We start from the raw sequence: 15,473 nt of genomic DNA, 5'->3' as shown, positions 1-15,473 counted from the left end.
CCGAGAGGAGAGACGTCGATGCATCACGACTCCGACACCCCTGCGCACGAGGGTCACGCCGGCCACGAGGGCCATGGCGGGCACGAGGGTCACGCCGGCCACGGTGACCACGTCGCGCAGTTCCGTTCGCTGTTCTGGATCATGCTCGTGCTGGCCATCCCGGTGGTCGCCGCGAGCGCCATGGTCGCGGAGCTGCTCGGCTACCGCCTGCCCGAGACCGGCTGGCTCCCCTGGGTGTCCCCGCTGCTGGGCACCGTCATGTACCTATGGGGAGGTAGGCCGTTCCTCGCCGGCGCCGTCTCGGAGATCCGCTCCCGTGCGCCGGGGATGATGCTGCTGATCGGCCTCGCGATCACCGTCGCATTCCTCGCCTCCTGGGGCTCCACCCTGGGCCTGCTGGATCCGCAGCTGGACTTCTGGTGGGAGCTCGCGCTGCTGATCGTGATCATGCTGCTGGGCCACTGGATAGAGATGCGCTCCCTCGCGCAGACCAGCTCGGCCCTGGATTCGCTCGCCGCTCTGCTGCCCGATGAGGCGGAGAAGGTCGAGGGCGGCTCCACGGTGACCATCTCCCCGTCGGACCTCGCCACGGGCGATGTGGTGCTGGTGCGCCCCGGCGCCTCCGTCCCGGCCGACGGGAGGATCCTCGACGGCGCCGCCGCGATGGACGAGTCGATGATCACCGGAGAGTCCACCGCCGTGCGCCGCGAGATCGGCGATCAGGTGGTCGCCGGAACCGTCGCCACCGACTCGGGCCTGCGCCTGGAGATCACCGCGACCGGGGAGGACACGGCGCTCGCCGGGATCCGCCGCCTCGTCTCCGAGGCGCAGGGCTCCTCCTCCCGCGCCCAGCGCCTCGCGGACACCGCCGCCGGATGGCTGTTCTGGTTCGCGCTCGGCGCCGCCCTCCTCACCGCCGTCGTCTGGCTGCTCGTGGGCAGCCCCGACCAGGCCGTGATCCGTGTGATCACCGTGCTGGTCATCGCCTGCCCCCACGCTCTCGGTCTCGCCATCCCGCTGGTGGTCTCGATCGCCACCGAGCGCGCCGCTCGCGGTGGGGTGCTGGTCACCGACCGGCTGGCGCTCGAGCAGATGCGCACCGTGGACGCCGTCCTGTTCGACAAGACCGGCACGCTCACCAGGGGCGAGCCTGCGGTGACCGGAATCGAGACCGTCGACCCACGCACCGAGGACGAGGTGCTCGCCCTCGCGGCCAGCGCCGAGGCGCCGAGCGAGCACCCGCTGGCACGGGCGATCGTGCGGGCTGCGGAGGAGCGGGAGCTGGCCCATCGTGCAGGGGACGATTTCAGCTCCTCGCCCGCAGTGGGGGTGCGCGCGAGCGTGGACGGAACCGTCGTGGAGGTGGGCGGCCCGTACCTGCTCACCCAGCACGAGATGGACCCGCTCCCGGCGACGGAGGCATGGAGCGAGCAGGGTGCGACCGTGCTCCACGTCATCGCAGGCGGTGAGCTGATCGGGGCGCTGCGCGTGGTCGACGAGATCCGGCCCGAGTCCCGGGACGCGGTCGAGGCCCTGCATGCCCAGGGCATGGAGGTCGTGATGATCACGGGAGATGCCCGACCGGTGGCCGAGACGGTCGCCGCCGAGCTCGGCATCGACCGGGTCTTCGCCGGGGTGCGCCCCGAGGACAAGGCCGCGAAGGTCGCCCAGCTGCAGGAGGAGGGGAAGCGGGTCGCGATGGTCGGCGACGGCGTCAATGACGCGCCGGCGCTCGCTCGGGCCGACGTCGGCCTCGCGATCGGCGCCGGCACCGACGTCGCGATCGGCTCCGCCGGAGTGGTGCTCGCCTCCTCCGACCCGCGCTCCGTGCTCTCCGTGCTCGAGCTCTCCCGTGCCGCCTACCGGAAGATGCGACAGAACCTCTGGTGGGCCGCCGGGTACAACCTGCTCGCGGTGCCGCTCGCCGCCGGGGTGCTCGCTCCGATCGGCTTCGTGCTGCCGATGAGCGTGGGCGCGGTGCTGATGTCGCTGTCCACGATCGTGGTGGCCCTGAATGCGCAGCTGCTGCGCCGGCTGGACCTTCGGCCGGAGGCGAGCGCCGAGCGGCTGCGGGGTGCGGCGCATCGGTGAGGGGAGCCGTTGCCGGCGGTCTACGCGGGATCGATCAGCCATCTCTCGACGTGCTGGCGCAGGTCCATGGAGTCGTGGAGCACCCTTCCGATCTCCAGGACATCGCCATCCCAGCGGCAGAGGATCACATGCCGGGGTTGGCGAACTCGTCCCCCGGTGGAGTGATCGCGGCTTCGGGCAAGATGCCACGAGAGGACGTCCGGCCCCAGCTCAGGTCGAGCGGTGGGTTCGGCTCCGAGGCCACGTCCTGCGGCATCCCTGAGCGCGGCGGCGATCAGCGCGGCGTATCGATGGCGTGCGTCGACCCCGAACTCATCCTGGAACCACGCGAGGATCGAGACGATATCGTCCTCGGCGGCGCGGCTGAGCCGGTATGCCACCATCAGCCGTCCTGCGATACGCGGGCAGCCCGTTCCTCGAGCTGACCGATCACGGTGTCCAGTTCATCGGCCGCGATATCCCGGTAGCGCCCGGTGGCGATGTCCGCCCAGCCGATATCAGCCGCGGCCCGCAGGCTGTGGATCCGCGCCCTTTCCTCGGCGTGCTCTAGTTCCAGGAGGCGAAGCCCGGCGCGCAGGACCTCACTGGCATTCTGGTAGCGGCCGGAGGACACCATCGACTCGACGAGATCCTGTTGATGCTGACTGAGCACCACATTCCGTGTGGGCATCCGAACCACCTCCATTGGCATTTTATGCCAACGAGGATGTCGATTCCAGGGAGCGGGTCACGGTGATCGTCGGCCAGGGCGCTGACGGATGGCCGGAGGAACTGCACAGTTGAAGGAAGGGTCCTCGAGTAAGCGGTAGAGGGTCGACCGCCCCAGCTGCTCCATCGTCGGGTCCGTGCCCCGGTAGTACCAGACCAATCCGATGGCCTGCTCGAATGCCCAGGCGGCGCCCCGTTCCCACTCGAGGCCCGAGCTGCCCAGGCGCGTGCGCAGGATGCTGCGTCGAGGGCGATCCAGCAGGTGCCACGCGGCGACGAGATCGAGGGCCGGATCGGCCGGGGCGAAGCCGGCGGTGTCGAGCACGCCGGTCAGGCGCCCCTGGGCGGTCAGCAGGTTCGCGGGGATGAGATCCGTGGCTGCTCGTGATCCTCAACGGCGCCCGTGCGGCTCGACGGCAGCCGGGCATCCTGCTCGGCGACGCCGGAGGCTCCACGACGCGCGCCCGCGAGGTCGCCGAGGGCCCGGCCGCACGCAGGTGAGGCGCATCCGGTCGGACGGGGCCGTCCCGGAGGCGCTCAGTCGGTCAGCTGCATCGTGGTGAGGCAGGTGGCGGAGTCCGCGGTGGTGGTCACCTGCGTCGAGGCGCTCGCGCCGTCCTGGGTGAGGGTCAGCGCGAGCTCCTGGCCGCGAGGCAGCCAGAGGCCGAGGAAGCCGTTGGGAGCGGTGGTGCGCATCTCGTCCACCAGCACCGTTCCATCGGCCGCCACGACGTGGACTTCGAGGTCCTGCTCCTGGAGCTCGCCCACGCAGGTGGTGAGGCTGTGGTGGAAGCAGTCGTGGGTGGTGTCGACGAACGGCGCGACGGAGACGTAGAAATCCTCGTCGCTCAGTGAGAGCGAGGTCTGCCGTCCGCTGGCATCGCTGAGGTCCAGCCGGTCCGGCAGCACCGCAGCCAGCAGGTCCGAGGGGCGGTCTGCGAGCGGCAGGGCCTCCAGCTCCTCGATGAGCGTGCGGGCGCCTCGGTTCTGGAGTCCGTGTGCGTCGAGCAGGTCCTCCCCGGACTCCTCGGGTGCGGAATCCGTGCTGCAGCCAGCGACCGCCAGGGAGGTCAGGACGAGGCCGGCGAGCAGGCGCCGTCGGGCGAGGGTGGGAGCGGGGCGCACGGGTACTCCTCAGGGCACGATGACGGGATGGGAAGACCCTATCCTCGCCCGGTCTCGCGGGCGTGGGGCCTTCGTCCTGCGGGTGAGGAGAAGCTCTCCGGTCACGAACGGTGCGCGGCGGGCCCGTGCACGAGAGCGAGGTACAGCACCGACATCAGGCCGAGGAAGCCCACGCCCACCAGCAGGGCCGTGTGGTACTCCGGCTGCCAGATCATGATCGCGAAGGTGAACAGGATGAACCCGATCGCGAACATCTGCCCGTAGGGCCACAGCGGCACCGGGAACTGCAGCGCCTCCCGCTCCTCGCGGCTCATCCCGCGGCGGGAGGCGACCTGGGCGAGCAGGATCATCAGCCACACGAAGATCGTCGCGAAGGTCGCCAGCGACGCGACCATCGTGAACACCCGCTCGGGCAGCAGCGCGTTCAGCGCCACGCCCACCACCAGCACCGCGAGCATCGCGAGGGTGGTCAGCACCGGCACGCCCTTGACCGTGCGGGACAGTGCAGGAGGGGCCAGGCGCTGACGGGCCATGCCCGCCACCACGCGGCCCGCACCGAAGAGGTCCGCGTTGATCGCCGAGAGCGCCGCGGTGATCACCACGATGTTCAGCAGCGCCGCCGCCCAGTTCACGCCGAGGGTGTCGAAGATCTGCACGAACGGGGACTGCTCACCGGTGATCTGCCGCCACGGGGTGATCAGCAGGATCACGCCGATCGCGAGCACGTAGAACAGCAGGATCCGCACCGGGACCGTGTTCACGGCCTTGGGGATCGCGGTGCCGGGATCCTCCGCCTCGGTGCCGGCCACGCCGATGATCTCGGTGCCGCCGAAGGCGAACAGCACCAGGATGAACGCGCTGATCATCCCGCCCGGGCCGTGCGGGAAGAAGCCGCCGTCGGCCGTGAGGTTCGCGAGCGGCCCCCCGCCGCTCTGCGCGCCCAGGCCGAGCACCAGGATCGCCGCGCCGCCGACGATCATCGCGACCACCGCGGCGACCTTCACGATCGTGAACACGAACTCGAGCTCCCCGAACCAGCGCACGCTCGCGAGGTTCGCCGCGCCCACGATCAGCAGCGTCACCGCCACCCACACCCACTGCGCCGTGTCCGGGAACCAGAAGCGCATGTAGATCGCGATCGCGGTGAGATCGGCGAGGCACACGATCAGCATCTCGAAGGCGAACATCCAACCGGTGATGTACCCCGCCCAGGGGCCCAGGAATCGGCGCGTGTACTCGGCGAAGGAGCCCGAGATCGGCAGCCGCACCGCCATCTCCCCGAGGGCCCGCAGCATGAAGTACACGACCGCGCCGCCCAGCAGGTACACCAGCAGCACCGACGGTCCTGCCGCCTGGATCGCGCCCGCGGAGCCGTAGAACAGGCCGGTGCCGATCGCGGAGCCCAGCGCGATGAAATGGATGTGGCGGGCCTTGAGGCCTCGGCGGCGCCGGGTCGCGGCGGGGGCTGGGGTGTCCTGCGTGGTCGTGCTTATCGGGGAATGCTCCGGGGCTGCGTGGTCGTGCTTATCGGGGAATGCTCCGGGGCGGCCGAGGGGAGGGGCACTTCTTGTGCATCTGACACAGTACGGCCGACGGGGTGGGGTGCGGTACGTGTGTCCGGTCACTCCCGCAGCGGCCGCGTGGGACCCGACGTCCAGCGGCCGCGAGCGCGCGGGTGACCGGTTACGAACCCTGAGGCCCGGAAGGCAGGTGCTCCCCTCCTGGGCCTGCTCCGGTCCGTGCCCGGAACTGGTTCGTCGCCAGCAGCACGACCACCAGCGCGAGCGGGAGGATCCAGCCGCTCCACCCCAGGATGGTGGCCTGTGTGGTGTCGATGGGCTGACCTGCCTGCGCGAACAGCAGGTACGAACCGGCGGTCGCATTGAACGCGCCGTGGGCGAGCGCCGCGGGCCATACCGACTCCGAGCGGAGGCGCAGCCATCCGAAGACGCCGCCGACCACGATGCACATGCCCACCATGCACAGCAGCCCGAGCCACCCGGGGGCGCCCGGGTAGTTGTAGCCGAGCAGGATCACCGGGGCGTGCCAGAGTCCCCAGATGATGCCGGAGAGGACGAGGGCCCACGGAGTCCCCAGCGGCATCAGCTTCGGGAGTAGCCAGCCTCGCCACCCGAGCTCCTCGCCGAGGGCGGGGACCATGTTGAGCAGCGCACCCACCGGGATGGACACGAGCTGCGCGATCACCAGCACCTCGATCGGCGCCGACAGCCCTGACTGGCCGGCGGCGCGGAGCTGCGCCTCGGTGAGCTCGCGGAACGCGGAGAAGTTCTGGAGGTCCGCCGGGTAGAGGCCGAGGGCCGTCCCGAGGGGGAGGGCCGCCAGCACCAGGAGCATCGGGACCACGAGGCCCAGGGCGAGGTAGGCGAGCAGGCGGCCCACCGGCCTCAGCGGCCAGATCCCCAGCCTCCTCGGAATCGAGCGCGGCCGGTCGACGGTCAGCATCGTGACCAGGGCGGCGATCGTCGGGGCCACCATCATCGCCACGGAGACGACGGGGAACCAGGGACTGGCCAGGCCGTCCCCGAGCCACAGCGGGAGCGCGATCAGCCACGCCACCGCGTAGGCCACGAGCACGAAGACGACGACGGCTCGGAGGTCCCGTCGGGACATGCCGCCCCGTCGGCCGGGCGGGATCGGGGATGTGCTCATGAGTTCTGCGGGTCCAGGAAGTAGAGGCCGGCGAGAGTGCGGTCGTCGTGGAACGTGATCCGCGCGGTCAACTCGCCCGCCTCGAACTCGAGCGGGGTGTTGGTGATGGTGAGCTCGCCCGCCCGTGAGGCCTGCGGGGTGCCGCAGCTCTCGAGCGCGCCGACCTGGCTGATGATCTGTGCCCAGACCTCTCCCAGGCCCTCCTGCGAGAGGCCGTCCGCCATGGCGGGGTCGAAGCGGGCGGTGACGGCCGACCAGGCGCCGGCCGCCAGGTCGTCGAGCACGGTGCGGGCGATCCTGGGGGCGTCTGCCAAGGGTGTGGTGTTCATGAGTTCTCCTGTTCGCGGGTCGCGCGGCTTCCCGAAGCGCTGGAAGGCCGCTTGGCGGGTGACTCCGAGGGCGTCGCCGATGACCTGCCACGAGGCCCCCTCGGTGCGTGCGAGATGGATGGTGCTGCGCAGCAGCTGTTCCGCCGAGTCGCTGAGGCTCGCGCCGGCGGCGACGGCACCGCCCCAGTCCCGCGCCGACCGGGCGGCGCAGAGCAGGCGGGTTCGCTCCTGCATCTCGTCGGCCGCTGCGCTCCACTGCTCTGTCATGTGTAAAGGCTAGCTTTACTTCGCAGGCGTGTAAAGGGTTGCTTTACCGGCCCGCCGACATGCTCGGCCGCATCGGGGCTCTCCTCGGAGTGGCGAGCATGGCCCTGTCGCCGCTCGGCCCGCTGATCGGCGGCCTGCTCGCGGGGCGCTTCGGCGGCGGGTGGGTGCTGGTCGCCGCGGGAGCCGGATTCCTGCCGACCGCGCTCGCCGGGGCGCTGAGCCCCACCCTGCGAGGGTTCACGGCCGCGCCATGACCGGGCGCCCGCTGCCGGTGTCCGGGCCCGCCCATAAGATCCCTCTGGCCGCACAGGGTGGCCGAGCGCCAGGAGAGACCCGAGCGCCAGGAGAGACCCGAGCGGAAGGAGAGGTCGTGACCAGGACCGAGCGTCTGGAGCTGGAGGCTCCGCTGCCCGAGGATCTCGAGGAGCTGCACCGGCTCTACTCCGATCCCCGCACCTGGACGCACCTGCCCAGCGGGCGCTTCGCCGACCTCGACGTCACCCGCGGTGCGCTCGAGCGCTGGATCGACGATTGGCGCGAACAGGGCCTCGGCGCCTGGGTGGTGCGCGAGGGCGGCGAGGTCGTGGGCCACGGCGGCTGCGCGGTGCGCCAGAACACCTTCTGGAACCTCGGCTACCGCTTCGCGCCCGAGGCGCAGGGGAGAGGGCTCGCCACCGAGCTCGCCCGGACCGCGCTTTGCACCGCGCGGGATACGCGGCCGGAGCTGCCGGTCGTCGCGTACCTGCTCGAGCACAACCGGGCCTCCGCCGTCGTGGCGGAGAAGGTCGGGCTCACGCTGCGGCATCGGGGCCCGGATGCCGGGAACCCGGACCCGTCGGCCATGCGCCTCGTGTTCTCGGACCGTGCGCTGAGCGAGGAGGAGCTCGGTGCGACCATGCGGTGAGCGTGGGCGAACCCGAGGCCTCCGGCGCGCAGCGCGGCGCGGGCCAGGGGGCGCAGCAGGGCGGCGCGGACCAGCGGTCGCAGTTCAGTGCCCGGCGCCGAGCTTCCCCGAGAGCCTCTCGAGGCGCTGCAGGCTCGCGCCGTCGAGGCCGATGATGCGGGCCTCCTTGCCGCGGGCCGCGTACTTCGACTGCACGGCGTCGAGGGTCGCGACGGTGGAGGCGTCCCAGACATCGGCGGACGTGAGGTCGATGATCACCACCTCGGGGTCGCCGGCGTAATCGAACTGGTAGACGAGGTCATTGCTCGAGGCCCAGAACAGCTGGCCCTTGACCGCGTAGCGGCGGATATCGACCGTGCCGTCGCCGTCCACGTCCTTCTCCCACACCTTCTCGATGCCGACCAGGTGCGCGACCCGCCGTGCGAACAGGACCATCGCGGTGAGCACGCCGAGCACCACGCCGATGGCGAGGTTGTCGGTGACCACGGTCGCGATGACGGTGACCAGCATGACCGCAGTCTCCGACCACGGCATCACCCGCAGCGTGGTGGGGCGGACGCTGTGCCAGTCGAAGGTTGCGACGGACACCATGATCATCACCGCGACCAGCGCCGCCATCGGGATCAATCCCACGATGTCACCGAGGGCGACCACCAGGATCAGCAGGAAGACGCCCGCCAGGAAGGTCGACAGCCGAGTGCGGGCGCCGGACTGCTTCACGTTGATCATGGTCTGGCCGATCATCGCGCAGCCGCCCATGCCGCCGAAGAAGCCCGTGACCACGTTCGCCACGCCCTGCCCCCAGCCCTCGCGGGTCTTGTCGGAGTGGGTGTCGGTGATGTCGTCGACCAGCTTCGCCGTCATCAGCGACTCCATCAGCCCCACCAGCGCCATGGCCATCGCGAAGGGGGCGATGATCTGCAGGGTCTCGAGCGTGAAGGGCACGTCGGGGAGCAGCAGCGAGGGCAGCGACTGGGGCAGCTCTCCCTGGTCGGAGACGTTCGGCACCCGCCACCCGGCGACCAGGACCACCACGGTCAGCACCACAATCGCGATCAGCGGGGCCGGCACCGCCCGGGTCAATCTCGGGAAGCCGATGATGATCAGCAGGCCGGCGGCGACCAGAGGGACGACGAGCCAGGGGATATCCGCTCCGAGCAGGTGCGGCAGCTGGGCGAGGAAGATGAGGATCGCCAGGGCGTTGACGAAGCCGGTCATCACGCTGCGGGGGATGAAGCGCATCAGCTTCGCGACGCCCAGCAGCGAGAGCACGATCTGCAGCAGGCCGGCCAGGAGCACGGTCGCGATCAGGTAGTCCAGGCCGTGCTCCATCGCCACGGGAGCCACCACCAGGGCCACCGCGCCGGTCGCGGCGGAGATCATGGCGGGGCGACCGCCGACGATCGAGATCGTCACCGCCATCGTGAAGGAGGCGAACAGCCCGACCTGCGGGGCCACGCCCGCGATGATGGAGAAGGAGATGGCCTCGGGGATCAGCGCCAGGGCGACCACCAGCCCGCCGAGGACCTCCGTCTTCAGCCTCCGCGGATCGCGCAGGGCGGAGCGGACTGTCGCGGGCTGCTGCTGGGAATGCTGGAGCTGATCGGTGCTCTGCGGGCGCACAGACGACATGGGGGTCCTAGGACGGAGGGTACGGTCCTGGCATCACGGAGCATCGCCGCACGGGACCGCTGGGTCGACCCTCACGTTACGTGAGAGTTGAGGCCCCGTGGGGAGACCTGCCTCACACCTTGGGGTCGTCGCCCGCAGGGTTCGAGAGCTCTCCCAGGCGGGCGAGGAACTCGTCGGCCATCGCCACCTTCCTCTCCAGCGCGTCGCGCCGCGCGAGCGCATAGGTCTCGAACTCGCGCAGCGCCCGACGCGCGCTCTCGGGAGCATCCGGCCCCTCGAGTGCGTCGGTGACCTCCAGCAGCTCCCGCATCTGCTCGAGGGAGAAGTCAAGCGGCTTCATGCGCCGGATTAGCAGGATCCGCTCCACATCCTCTGCGGAGTACAGGCGGAATCCTCCCTCGCTCCGCTGTGACGGCGTCACCAGTCCGATCTCGTCATAGTGGCGCAACGTGCGCAGGCTCAGCCCCGTGCGCTCAGCGACCGCGCCGATGTGCAGCAGTCCGTGGCGGCCCTCGGAATCGTCCATGGCGTCAGTGTGCCTCACGCACGGAGCCGATCCCTGCGCAGGATCGGACGCTCCTCAGCGCCCGAACAGGCGCGAGAGGAAGCCCGGGCTGGGGGCCTTCTCGTGGCCCTCGCAGCGATCCTTCGCCGCGACGTCCTTCATGACCTGGTCGACGTGCTGGCCGCAGCCGGCCCAGGTGGTCTTGCCGCAAGTTTTGCAGGTGACTGCTCGGCACATGGTGGTGTCCTCTCGGGGGTGTCAGGGGGTGGTGGCGGACTGGTTCTCGGCGGCCCAGCGGGCCCAGCCGGCGTAGCTGCCCTCGACCTCGACCACCTCGTGGCCGGCGCGGCGCAGCGCCGAGGCGGCCACGGAGTTGCGCAGCCCGGACTGGCAGAAGGTGACCAGGCGCCCCGCCTCGGGGGAGGGGAGCTGGTCGCGGTGGAAGAGCACCTTGCCGGCCGAGAGCTGCTCGGCGCCCGGGATCGTGCCGGCGGAGTGCTCGCTGCGATTGCGCACATCCAGCAGCAGGGCGGTGCCCTCCTCGCCGCGCAGCGCCTCGATCTCCGCAGGAGAGACCACCTGCGGCACGGCGCTCGGCAGGCCCGCGAGCGTGTCGATCCGGCCGGTCAGGGAGTCCACGCCCACGCGCACGAAGTGGTCGGCGTACTCTCGCGCCAGCTCGGCGCTGTCGGCCAGGACCACCAGCTCGGCGTCGTCGGACTCCGGATCGAAGGCCCAGCCGATGTGGGTCGCGGCCTTCCCGAGAGAGGGGATGCTCAGCGCACCCGGCACGGACCCGGCATGCACCTCGGCCACGGGACGGGTGTCCACCAGGGCGAGGGAGCCGTCCTCGAGGCCGCGCGTCAGCTCCTCGGCGCTCACCTCGCGCGGCGCGGTGCGCTCGCCGAGCAGCGCGGGACCGAGGGTGTTCTGACGCTTCATGCGGGCGAAGTAGGCGTGGGCGTCGGGCTGGCCGTCGAGCAGCTCGTCGATGAATCCCTGCTCGTCGTCGGCGGCGAGATAGGGAGCCCACCAGGCGAAGCGGCGCTCGTAGCCCACGGTGGTCGAGGGCAGGGCGCCCAGCGCCTTGCCGCAGGCGGAGCCGGCGCCGTGGCCGGGGAAGACCTGCACATGGTCGGGCACGGTGAGGAAGGCGTTCTTCAGCGAGGCGAACAGCTGCTTGGCCCCGGCGAAGCGGGTGTCCTCCATGCCCACGGCCTCGTCCAGCAGGTCCGGGCGGCCCAGATCGCCCGAGAACACGAAGTCGCCGGTGAGGTAGTAGCCCGGCTCGTCGGTGACCGCACCGTCGGTGACCAGGTAGGAGAGGTGCTCAGGCGTGTGGCCCGGGGTGTGGCGGGCGGGGATCGTGATGTTGCCGAGGGCGATGGTGTCCCCGTCGAGCAGGCGCTCGGCCTCGAAGCCGTACTGCCACTCCTCGCCGCCCTCGCCCGAGACGTAGGCGGTGGCGCCGGTGGCGGCGGCGAGCTCCCGGGTGCCGGAGAGGAAATCCGCGTGGATGTGGGTCTCGGTGACGGCCGTGATGCGCATGCCGTGGTGGGCGGCGAGGTCCAGGTACACCTGGATGTCGCGGCGCGGATCCACCACCAGCGCCTCCCCGCGGGCCTGACAGCCGATGAGGTAGCTGGCCTGGGCCAGATCCTCGTCATAGATGCGTTCGAGAAGCATGGTTCCTCCTGCGGTTCGAGTCATGGAGCCGGCCGTTCTCCTTCATCCTGCCGTGTCGGCGGGAATCTCGGCCAGTGATACCCCGGAGGGTATTAGGTACCCCCGGGGGTATGCAAGTCGCTCAGCTCATGTCGCAGGCCGGGTAGTGCGCAGGGGGCACCTCGGGACGGCCAGCCAGCAGAGCGCGGCAGCGGCTCCGCCCAGGGTGGCGAGGCCGGCCGCGACGGCTCCCGCCGCCCGACTTCACCGCGATCACCACGAGAGATGTGCCGACGGCGACCGGCATCGGCAGCCCGCCGAGCAGAGCGAGCGCCGGGACCACCAGGAAGCCGCCGCCCGCGCCGACGAGGCCCGTCACCAGGCCCACCGCGAGGCCCTCGAGGAGGATCCTGCCACGGGGGAGCTCATCCGGGATGCGGCCCTCCGGGGGTGTCACCCGTCGGCCGCGGAGCATGGCGAGCGAGGTGGCGACCATCATCAGCCCGAATGCGATCATCAGCACTGTGCCCGGGAGGATGCCGCCCACGATCCCGCCACCGAAGGCTCCCGCCATGCCGGCGATGCCGAACAGCACTCCGGTGTGCCAGCGCACCCGCCCGGCGCGGGCGTGGCGCGCGGCGCCGACCGCAGAGGTCACTCCGACCACGAACAGCGACGCCGCGATGGCCTCCTTGGGCGGGAGGCCCGCCACGTAGGTGAGGATCGGCACCATCAGGATCGAGCCGCCCCCTCCGAGCAGCCCGAGCGAGACGCCGACCAGCACGGCCAGCAGCAGGGTCAGGGCGAGTGAGGCGGTCATGAGGTGTCCTCTCGGGGTCAGGGTGGGGCTCGGCCGCCCGCACAGCGAATCTCGCATATACCCCAAGGGGTATGCAAGACACCCCGGGGGGTATAGCATGACCGCAGCACCCGTCGCATCCCAGGAGCTGGCATGGAACTGAACCCCGAGGACATGACCCCCGTCATCCACCGCCTCAAGCGCGCCCAGGGGCAACTCGCCGCCGTCACTCGCATGCTCGAGGAGGGACGGGACTGCAAGGACGTGGTCACCCAGCTCTCCGCCGTCTCCAAGGCCGTGGATCGCGCCGGGTTCGCCATCATCGCCAGCGGCATGGAGCAGTGCCTGACCTCGCCGAACGGCGACCTGGACCGCAAGGAGCTCGAGAAGCTGTTCCTCAGCCTCGCCTGAGTGCCCGATGCCGCTCGCGGCCGGGCCGCAGCAGGTCAGCCGGAGGCCTTCTCCTCGAGCCGCTCCCGTTCGCGATCGTTCGTGGCCAGCGCCGCCGCCGCGGTGAACTCCTCCCGGGCCTCCGCCTCGCGGCCCAGCTGCCGCAGCAGCTCGCCCCGGGTGGCGGGCAGCAGGTGATAGCGGCGCAGCCTCCCGGAGGCGGCGATCTCGTCGAGCAGCTCAAGCGCCGCGGCAGGGCCCGAGGCCATCGCCACCGCGGCGGCCCGGTTCAGTTCGACGACAGGGGAGGGGGCGAGGCCGCTGAGCGCCTCGTACAGCTCCACGATCCGGCCCCAGTCGGTGGTCTCCAGACTCTCGGCCACCGCATGGCACTGCGCGATCGCGGCCTGGACCCCGTAGACGCCCCGTCCCCGGCCCGTCGAATCCGCACGGGTCAGAGCCTCGTGCCCGCGTCGGATCCGGCCGTGGTCCCAGCGTCGGCGGTCCTGGTCCGCCAGCAGCACCGGCTCGCCCTGCGCATCGACGCGTGCCGGGAACCGCGCGGCGGTGAACTCCATCAGTGCGAGCAGCCCGTGCGTCTCCGGCTCCCGCGGCAGCAGGGCGGAGAGCACCCGGGCCAGCCGGATCGCCTCGACGGCGAGCTCGGGCCGCATCCACCTCTCGCCGCCGCTCGCGGTGTGGCCCTCGTTGAAGATCAGGTACAGCACCCCCAGCACCGACCCGAGCCGGCCGGTCAGCTCCTCGCGGGGCGGCACCTCGAAGCGCACGCCCGCCCCCGCCAGGGTCTTCTTCGCCCGCACGATCCGCTGCTGCACGGTCGCCGTCGGCACCAGGAAGGCGCGGCCGATCTCCTCGCTCGACAGGCCGCCCACCACCCGCAGAGTCAGCGAGATCCGGGCCTCGCGGGAGAGCACCGGGTGGCACGCGATGAACATCAGCCGCAGCACATCGTCGTCGATCTCGTCTGGATCCCAGGGCGGCGCATCGGCCGCAGCGTCCGAAGAGCGCTCGATCTCGAGGGCGAGCTGCGCGAGACGGTCGTCGTGCCGCTCCCGGTGGCGCCATGCGTCGATCGCGCGGCGCTTCGCGACCGTGGTGAGCCAGGCCGCGGGGCTGCGGGGCACCCCGGTCTCCGGCCACTGCCGCAGCGCCTCGAGCAGCGCGTCCTGCGCGAGGTCCTCGGCGAGGGAGAAGTCACCGGTCACCCGGGTGAGGGTCGCGATGATGCGGGCGGAGTCGATCCTCCACACGGCGGCGACGGCACGCTCGACGGCCGTGGGGTCGTCGGGACGCGCCGTCGCGCTCTCGGAGGGATCGTGCATGTCAGCCCTGGCTGCGCTGCGCCAGCTCCTCGCGCCAGCCCGCCTCCTTCTCGATCCACTCGTTGTCCGCCGGGAAGTCCTCCGCCTCGGTCACCCGGCGCACCTCGAGGAAGGAGCCCGTGCCGAGCGGGGCGCGCCGGGCCCACTGGGCGGCCTCCTCCCTGCTCGAGACCTCGATGATCCAGAAGCCGTTGAACAGCTCCTTGGTCTCGCCGTAGGGGCCGTCGGTGACCAGCGCCTCCTCGGAGGAGAAGTCGACGACGAAGCCCTCCGAAGCATCCGCCAGGCCCTCCCCGGCCAGCAGCACCCCGGCCTTCATCATCGACTCGTTGTACTGCCCCATCGCCTCGATGACCTGCTCGAAGGGGATCTCCTGGGACGCGGCGAGGGCCTCGTCGGTGACGCGCATGATGAGCATGTACTTCATGATCTGACTCCTTGTCCGAGGGCCGGCTTCTCGACCCTTCTGCCCCTTCGTCGAACGGGAGAGCGCCGGATCGACATGGCGCGACGAATCTTGTGGAGCTCGTCCCGGGGCGGTCAATCTACGGGGAGGAGGCGCACGAGGACAGGGCTCGGCGCACATCCGGCGGCGGCCGGGTGCACGATGGGGCCATGGACGATCCCCGAGACCGCGCCGAGCAGCTCGCCGCCAGGCGGCGCGAGGTGCTCGCCCAGCTGCGCGAGGTCGAGCAGGAGCTCGCCGCGCTGCGCCGCACCCGCGAGGGCGTGGCGGACGACGACGAGCACGACCCCGACGGGGTGCCGCTCTCCGCGCAGTGGTCGCGCCTCGAGGGTCTGCGCCTGGCCCGCGCCGAGGCGCTCACCGGGATCGATGAGGCGGCGCAGCGCCTCGCCGAGGGGACCGACGGGCGCTGCGAGAGCTGCGGCGGCCCGATCGCACCGGCCCGGCTCGCCGCCCGGCCCGAGGCGACCACCTGCATCGACTGCGCGCGCTGAAGACGGGAGCTGCGCGAGCAGACGCAGCACAGCCGCGATGGCAACAGCCGGGCCGTCCTTGTCGGTCCCAGGTCAGACGGCGCAT

At 71.2% G+C, this 15,473-nt stretch carries 18 protein-coding genes and 1 pseudogene; 5 read left to right on the top strand and 14 right to left on the bottom strand.

The features are described 5' to 3' along the window. Positions 1–18: 18 nt before the first annotated feature. A complete protein-coding gene (locus BN4251_RS16670; protein WP_087486121.1) occupies positions 19–2,091 on the top strand; it encodes a heavy metal translocating P-type ATPase in 2,073 nt (690 codons plus the stop codon). A gap of 20 nt (positions 2,092–2,111) precedes the next feature. Here BN4251_RS16670 and BN4251_RS16665 read toward each other — a convergent pair whose 3' ends face one another. The 7 genes from BN4251_RS16665 to BN4251_RS16635 form a co-directional block, all read right to left on the bottom strand. After that, entirely contained in the window at positions 2,112–2,474 is a 363-nt protein-coding gene (locus BN4251_RS16665) for a type II toxin-antitoxin system RelE/ParE family toxin (RefSeq protein WP_087486120.1), read from the bottom strand. Next, positions 2,474–2,761, bottom strand: a complete 288-nt coding sequence (locus BN4251_RS16660) for a type II toxin-antitoxin system ParD family antitoxin (RefSeq protein ID WP_087486119.1) — start codon at positions 2,759–2,761, stop codon at positions 2,474–2,476. The genes BN4251_RS16665 and BN4251_RS16660 overlap by 1 nt, the downstream gene beginning before the upstream one ends. Positions 2,762–2,818: 57 nt before the next feature. Further along, positions 2,819–3,166, bottom strand: a complete 348-nt coding sequence (locus tag BN4251_RS16655) for a protein kinase family protein (protein WP_425426217.1) — start codon at positions 3,164–3,166, stop codon at positions 2,819–2,821. A gap of 170 nt (positions 3,167–3,336) precedes the next feature. Next, positions 3,337–3,924 (bottom strand): CueP family metal-binding protein, encoded by a 588-nt coding sequence (locus BN4251_RS16650; RefSeq protein WP_087486118.1) that lies wholly within the window; start codon positions 3,922–3,924, stop codon positions 3,337–3,339. Between the two features lie 101 nt (positions 3,925–4,025). Next, entirely contained in the window at positions 4,026–5,417 is a 1,392-nt protein-coding gene (locus BN4251_RS16645) for an amino acid permease (protein ID WP_087486437.1), read from the bottom strand. Positions 5,418–5,607: 190 nt separating this feature from the next. Continuing rightward, positions 5,608–6,594, bottom strand: a complete 987-nt coding sequence (locus BN4251_RS16640) for a CPBP family intramembrane glutamic endopeptidase (protein ID WP_245810395.1) — start codon at positions 6,592–6,594, stop codon at positions 5,608–5,610. Further along, on the bottom strand, positions 6,591–7,190 hold the full coding sequence (locus BN4251_RS16635) for a DUF3887 domain-containing protein (protein ID WP_212647627.1): 600 nt from the start codon (positions 7,188–7,190) through the stop codon (positions 6,591–6,593). The genes BN4251_RS16640 and BN4251_RS16635 overlap by 4 nt, the downstream gene beginning before the upstream one ends. Positions 7,191–7,288: 98 nt before the next feature. On the opposite strand from BN4251_RS16635, the gene BN4251_RS18385 reads away from it, so the two are divergent. Both BN4251_RS18385 and BN4251_RS16625 read left to right on the top strand, forming a co-directional pair. Continuing rightward, positions 7,289–7,444 carry a hypothetical protein gene (locus BN4251_RS18385; RefSeq protein ID WP_170932011.1) on the top strand — a complete coding sequence of 52 codons (156 nt, stop codon included), beginning with the start codon at positions 7,289–7,291 and terminating at the stop codon, positions 7,442–7,444. A gap of 116 nt (positions 7,445–7,560) precedes the next feature. Further along, positions 7,561–8,094 (top strand): GNAT family N-acetyltransferase, encoded by a 534-nt coding sequence (locus BN4251_RS16625; RefSeq protein WP_245810394.1) that lies wholly within the window; start codon positions 7,561–7,563, stop codon positions 8,092–8,094. A gap of 84 nt (positions 8,095–8,178) precedes the next feature. On the opposite strand, the gene BN4251_RS16620 is transcribed toward BN4251_RS16625, so the two are convergent. The 5 genes and pseudogenes from BN4251_RS16620 to BN4251_RS16600 all read right to left on the bottom strand — a co-directional run. After that, positions 8,179–9,726, bottom strand: a complete 1,548-nt coding sequence (locus tag BN4251_RS16620) for a SulP family inorganic anion transporter (RefSeq protein ID WP_087486113.1) — start codon at positions 9,724–9,726, stop codon at positions 8,179–8,181. 112 nt (positions 9,727–9,838) lie between these two features. Then, entirely contained in the window at positions 9,839–10,252 is a 414-nt protein-coding gene (locus BN4251_RS16615) for a MerR family transcriptional regulator (RefSeq protein ID WP_087486112.1), read from the bottom strand. A 54-nt stretch (positions 10,253–10,306) separates the two neighbouring features. After that, positions 10,307–10,468, bottom strand: a complete 162-nt coding sequence (locus BN4251_RS16610; protein WP_087486111.1) for a hypothetical protein — start codon at positions 10,466–10,468, stop codon at positions 10,307–10,309. Positions 10,469–10,489: 21 nt separating this feature from the next. Then, positions 10,490–11,917, bottom strand: a complete 1,428-nt coding sequence (locus tag BN4251_RS16605; RefSeq protein WP_087486110.1) for an MBL fold metallo-hydrolase — start codon at positions 11,915–11,917, stop codon at positions 10,490–10,492. A gap of 229 nt (positions 11,918–12,146) precedes the next feature. Continuing rightward, positions 12,147–12,716 (bottom strand): annotated as a pseudogene (locus tag BN4251_RS16600) (sulfite exporter TauE/SafE family protein); the annotation flags it as partial. A 132-nt stretch (positions 12,717–12,848) separates the two neighbouring features. Between BN4251_RS16600 and BN4251_RS16595 the strand changes: the two are divergent. Then, entirely contained in the window at positions 12,849–13,106 is a 258-nt protein-coding gene (locus BN4251_RS16595; protein ID WP_087486109.1) for a metal-sensitive transcriptional regulator, read from the top strand. 35 nt (positions 13,107–13,141) lie between these two features. Here the strand turns inward: BN4251_RS16595 and BN4251_RS16590 are convergent, their stop codons facing one another. Beyond that, positions 13,142–14,428 (bottom strand): RNA polymerase sigma factor, encoded by a 1,287-nt coding sequence (locus BN4251_RS16590; RefSeq protein WP_087486108.1) that lies wholly within the window; start codon positions 14,426–14,428, stop codon positions 13,142–13,144. Between the two features lies 1 nt (position 14,429). Beyond that, positions 14,430–14,855 (bottom strand): YciI family protein, encoded by a 426-nt coding sequence (locus BN4251_RS16585; RefSeq protein ID WP_087486107.1) that lies wholly within the window; start codon positions 14,853–14,855, stop codon positions 14,430–14,432. A gap of 188 nt (positions 14,856–15,043) precedes the next feature. On the opposite strand from BN4251_RS16585, the gene BN4251_RS16580 reads away from it, so the two are divergent. After that, complete coding sequence (locus tag BN4251_RS16580) at positions 15,044–15,388, top strand: TraR/DksA family transcriptional regulator (RefSeq protein ID WP_087486106.1); 345 nt, start codon at positions 15,044–15,046, stop codon at positions 15,386–15,388. Positions 15,389–15,473 lie beyond the last annotated feature (85 nt).

The sequence above is a fragment of the Brachybacterium massiliense genome (genome assembly GCF_900184245.1).
GTDB classification, from domain to species: Bacteria; Actinomycetota; Actinomycetes; order Actinomycetales; family Dermabacteraceae; genus Brachybacterium; species Brachybacterium massiliense.
This window is presented reverse-complemented; position numbering and strand designations above follow the sequence as displayed.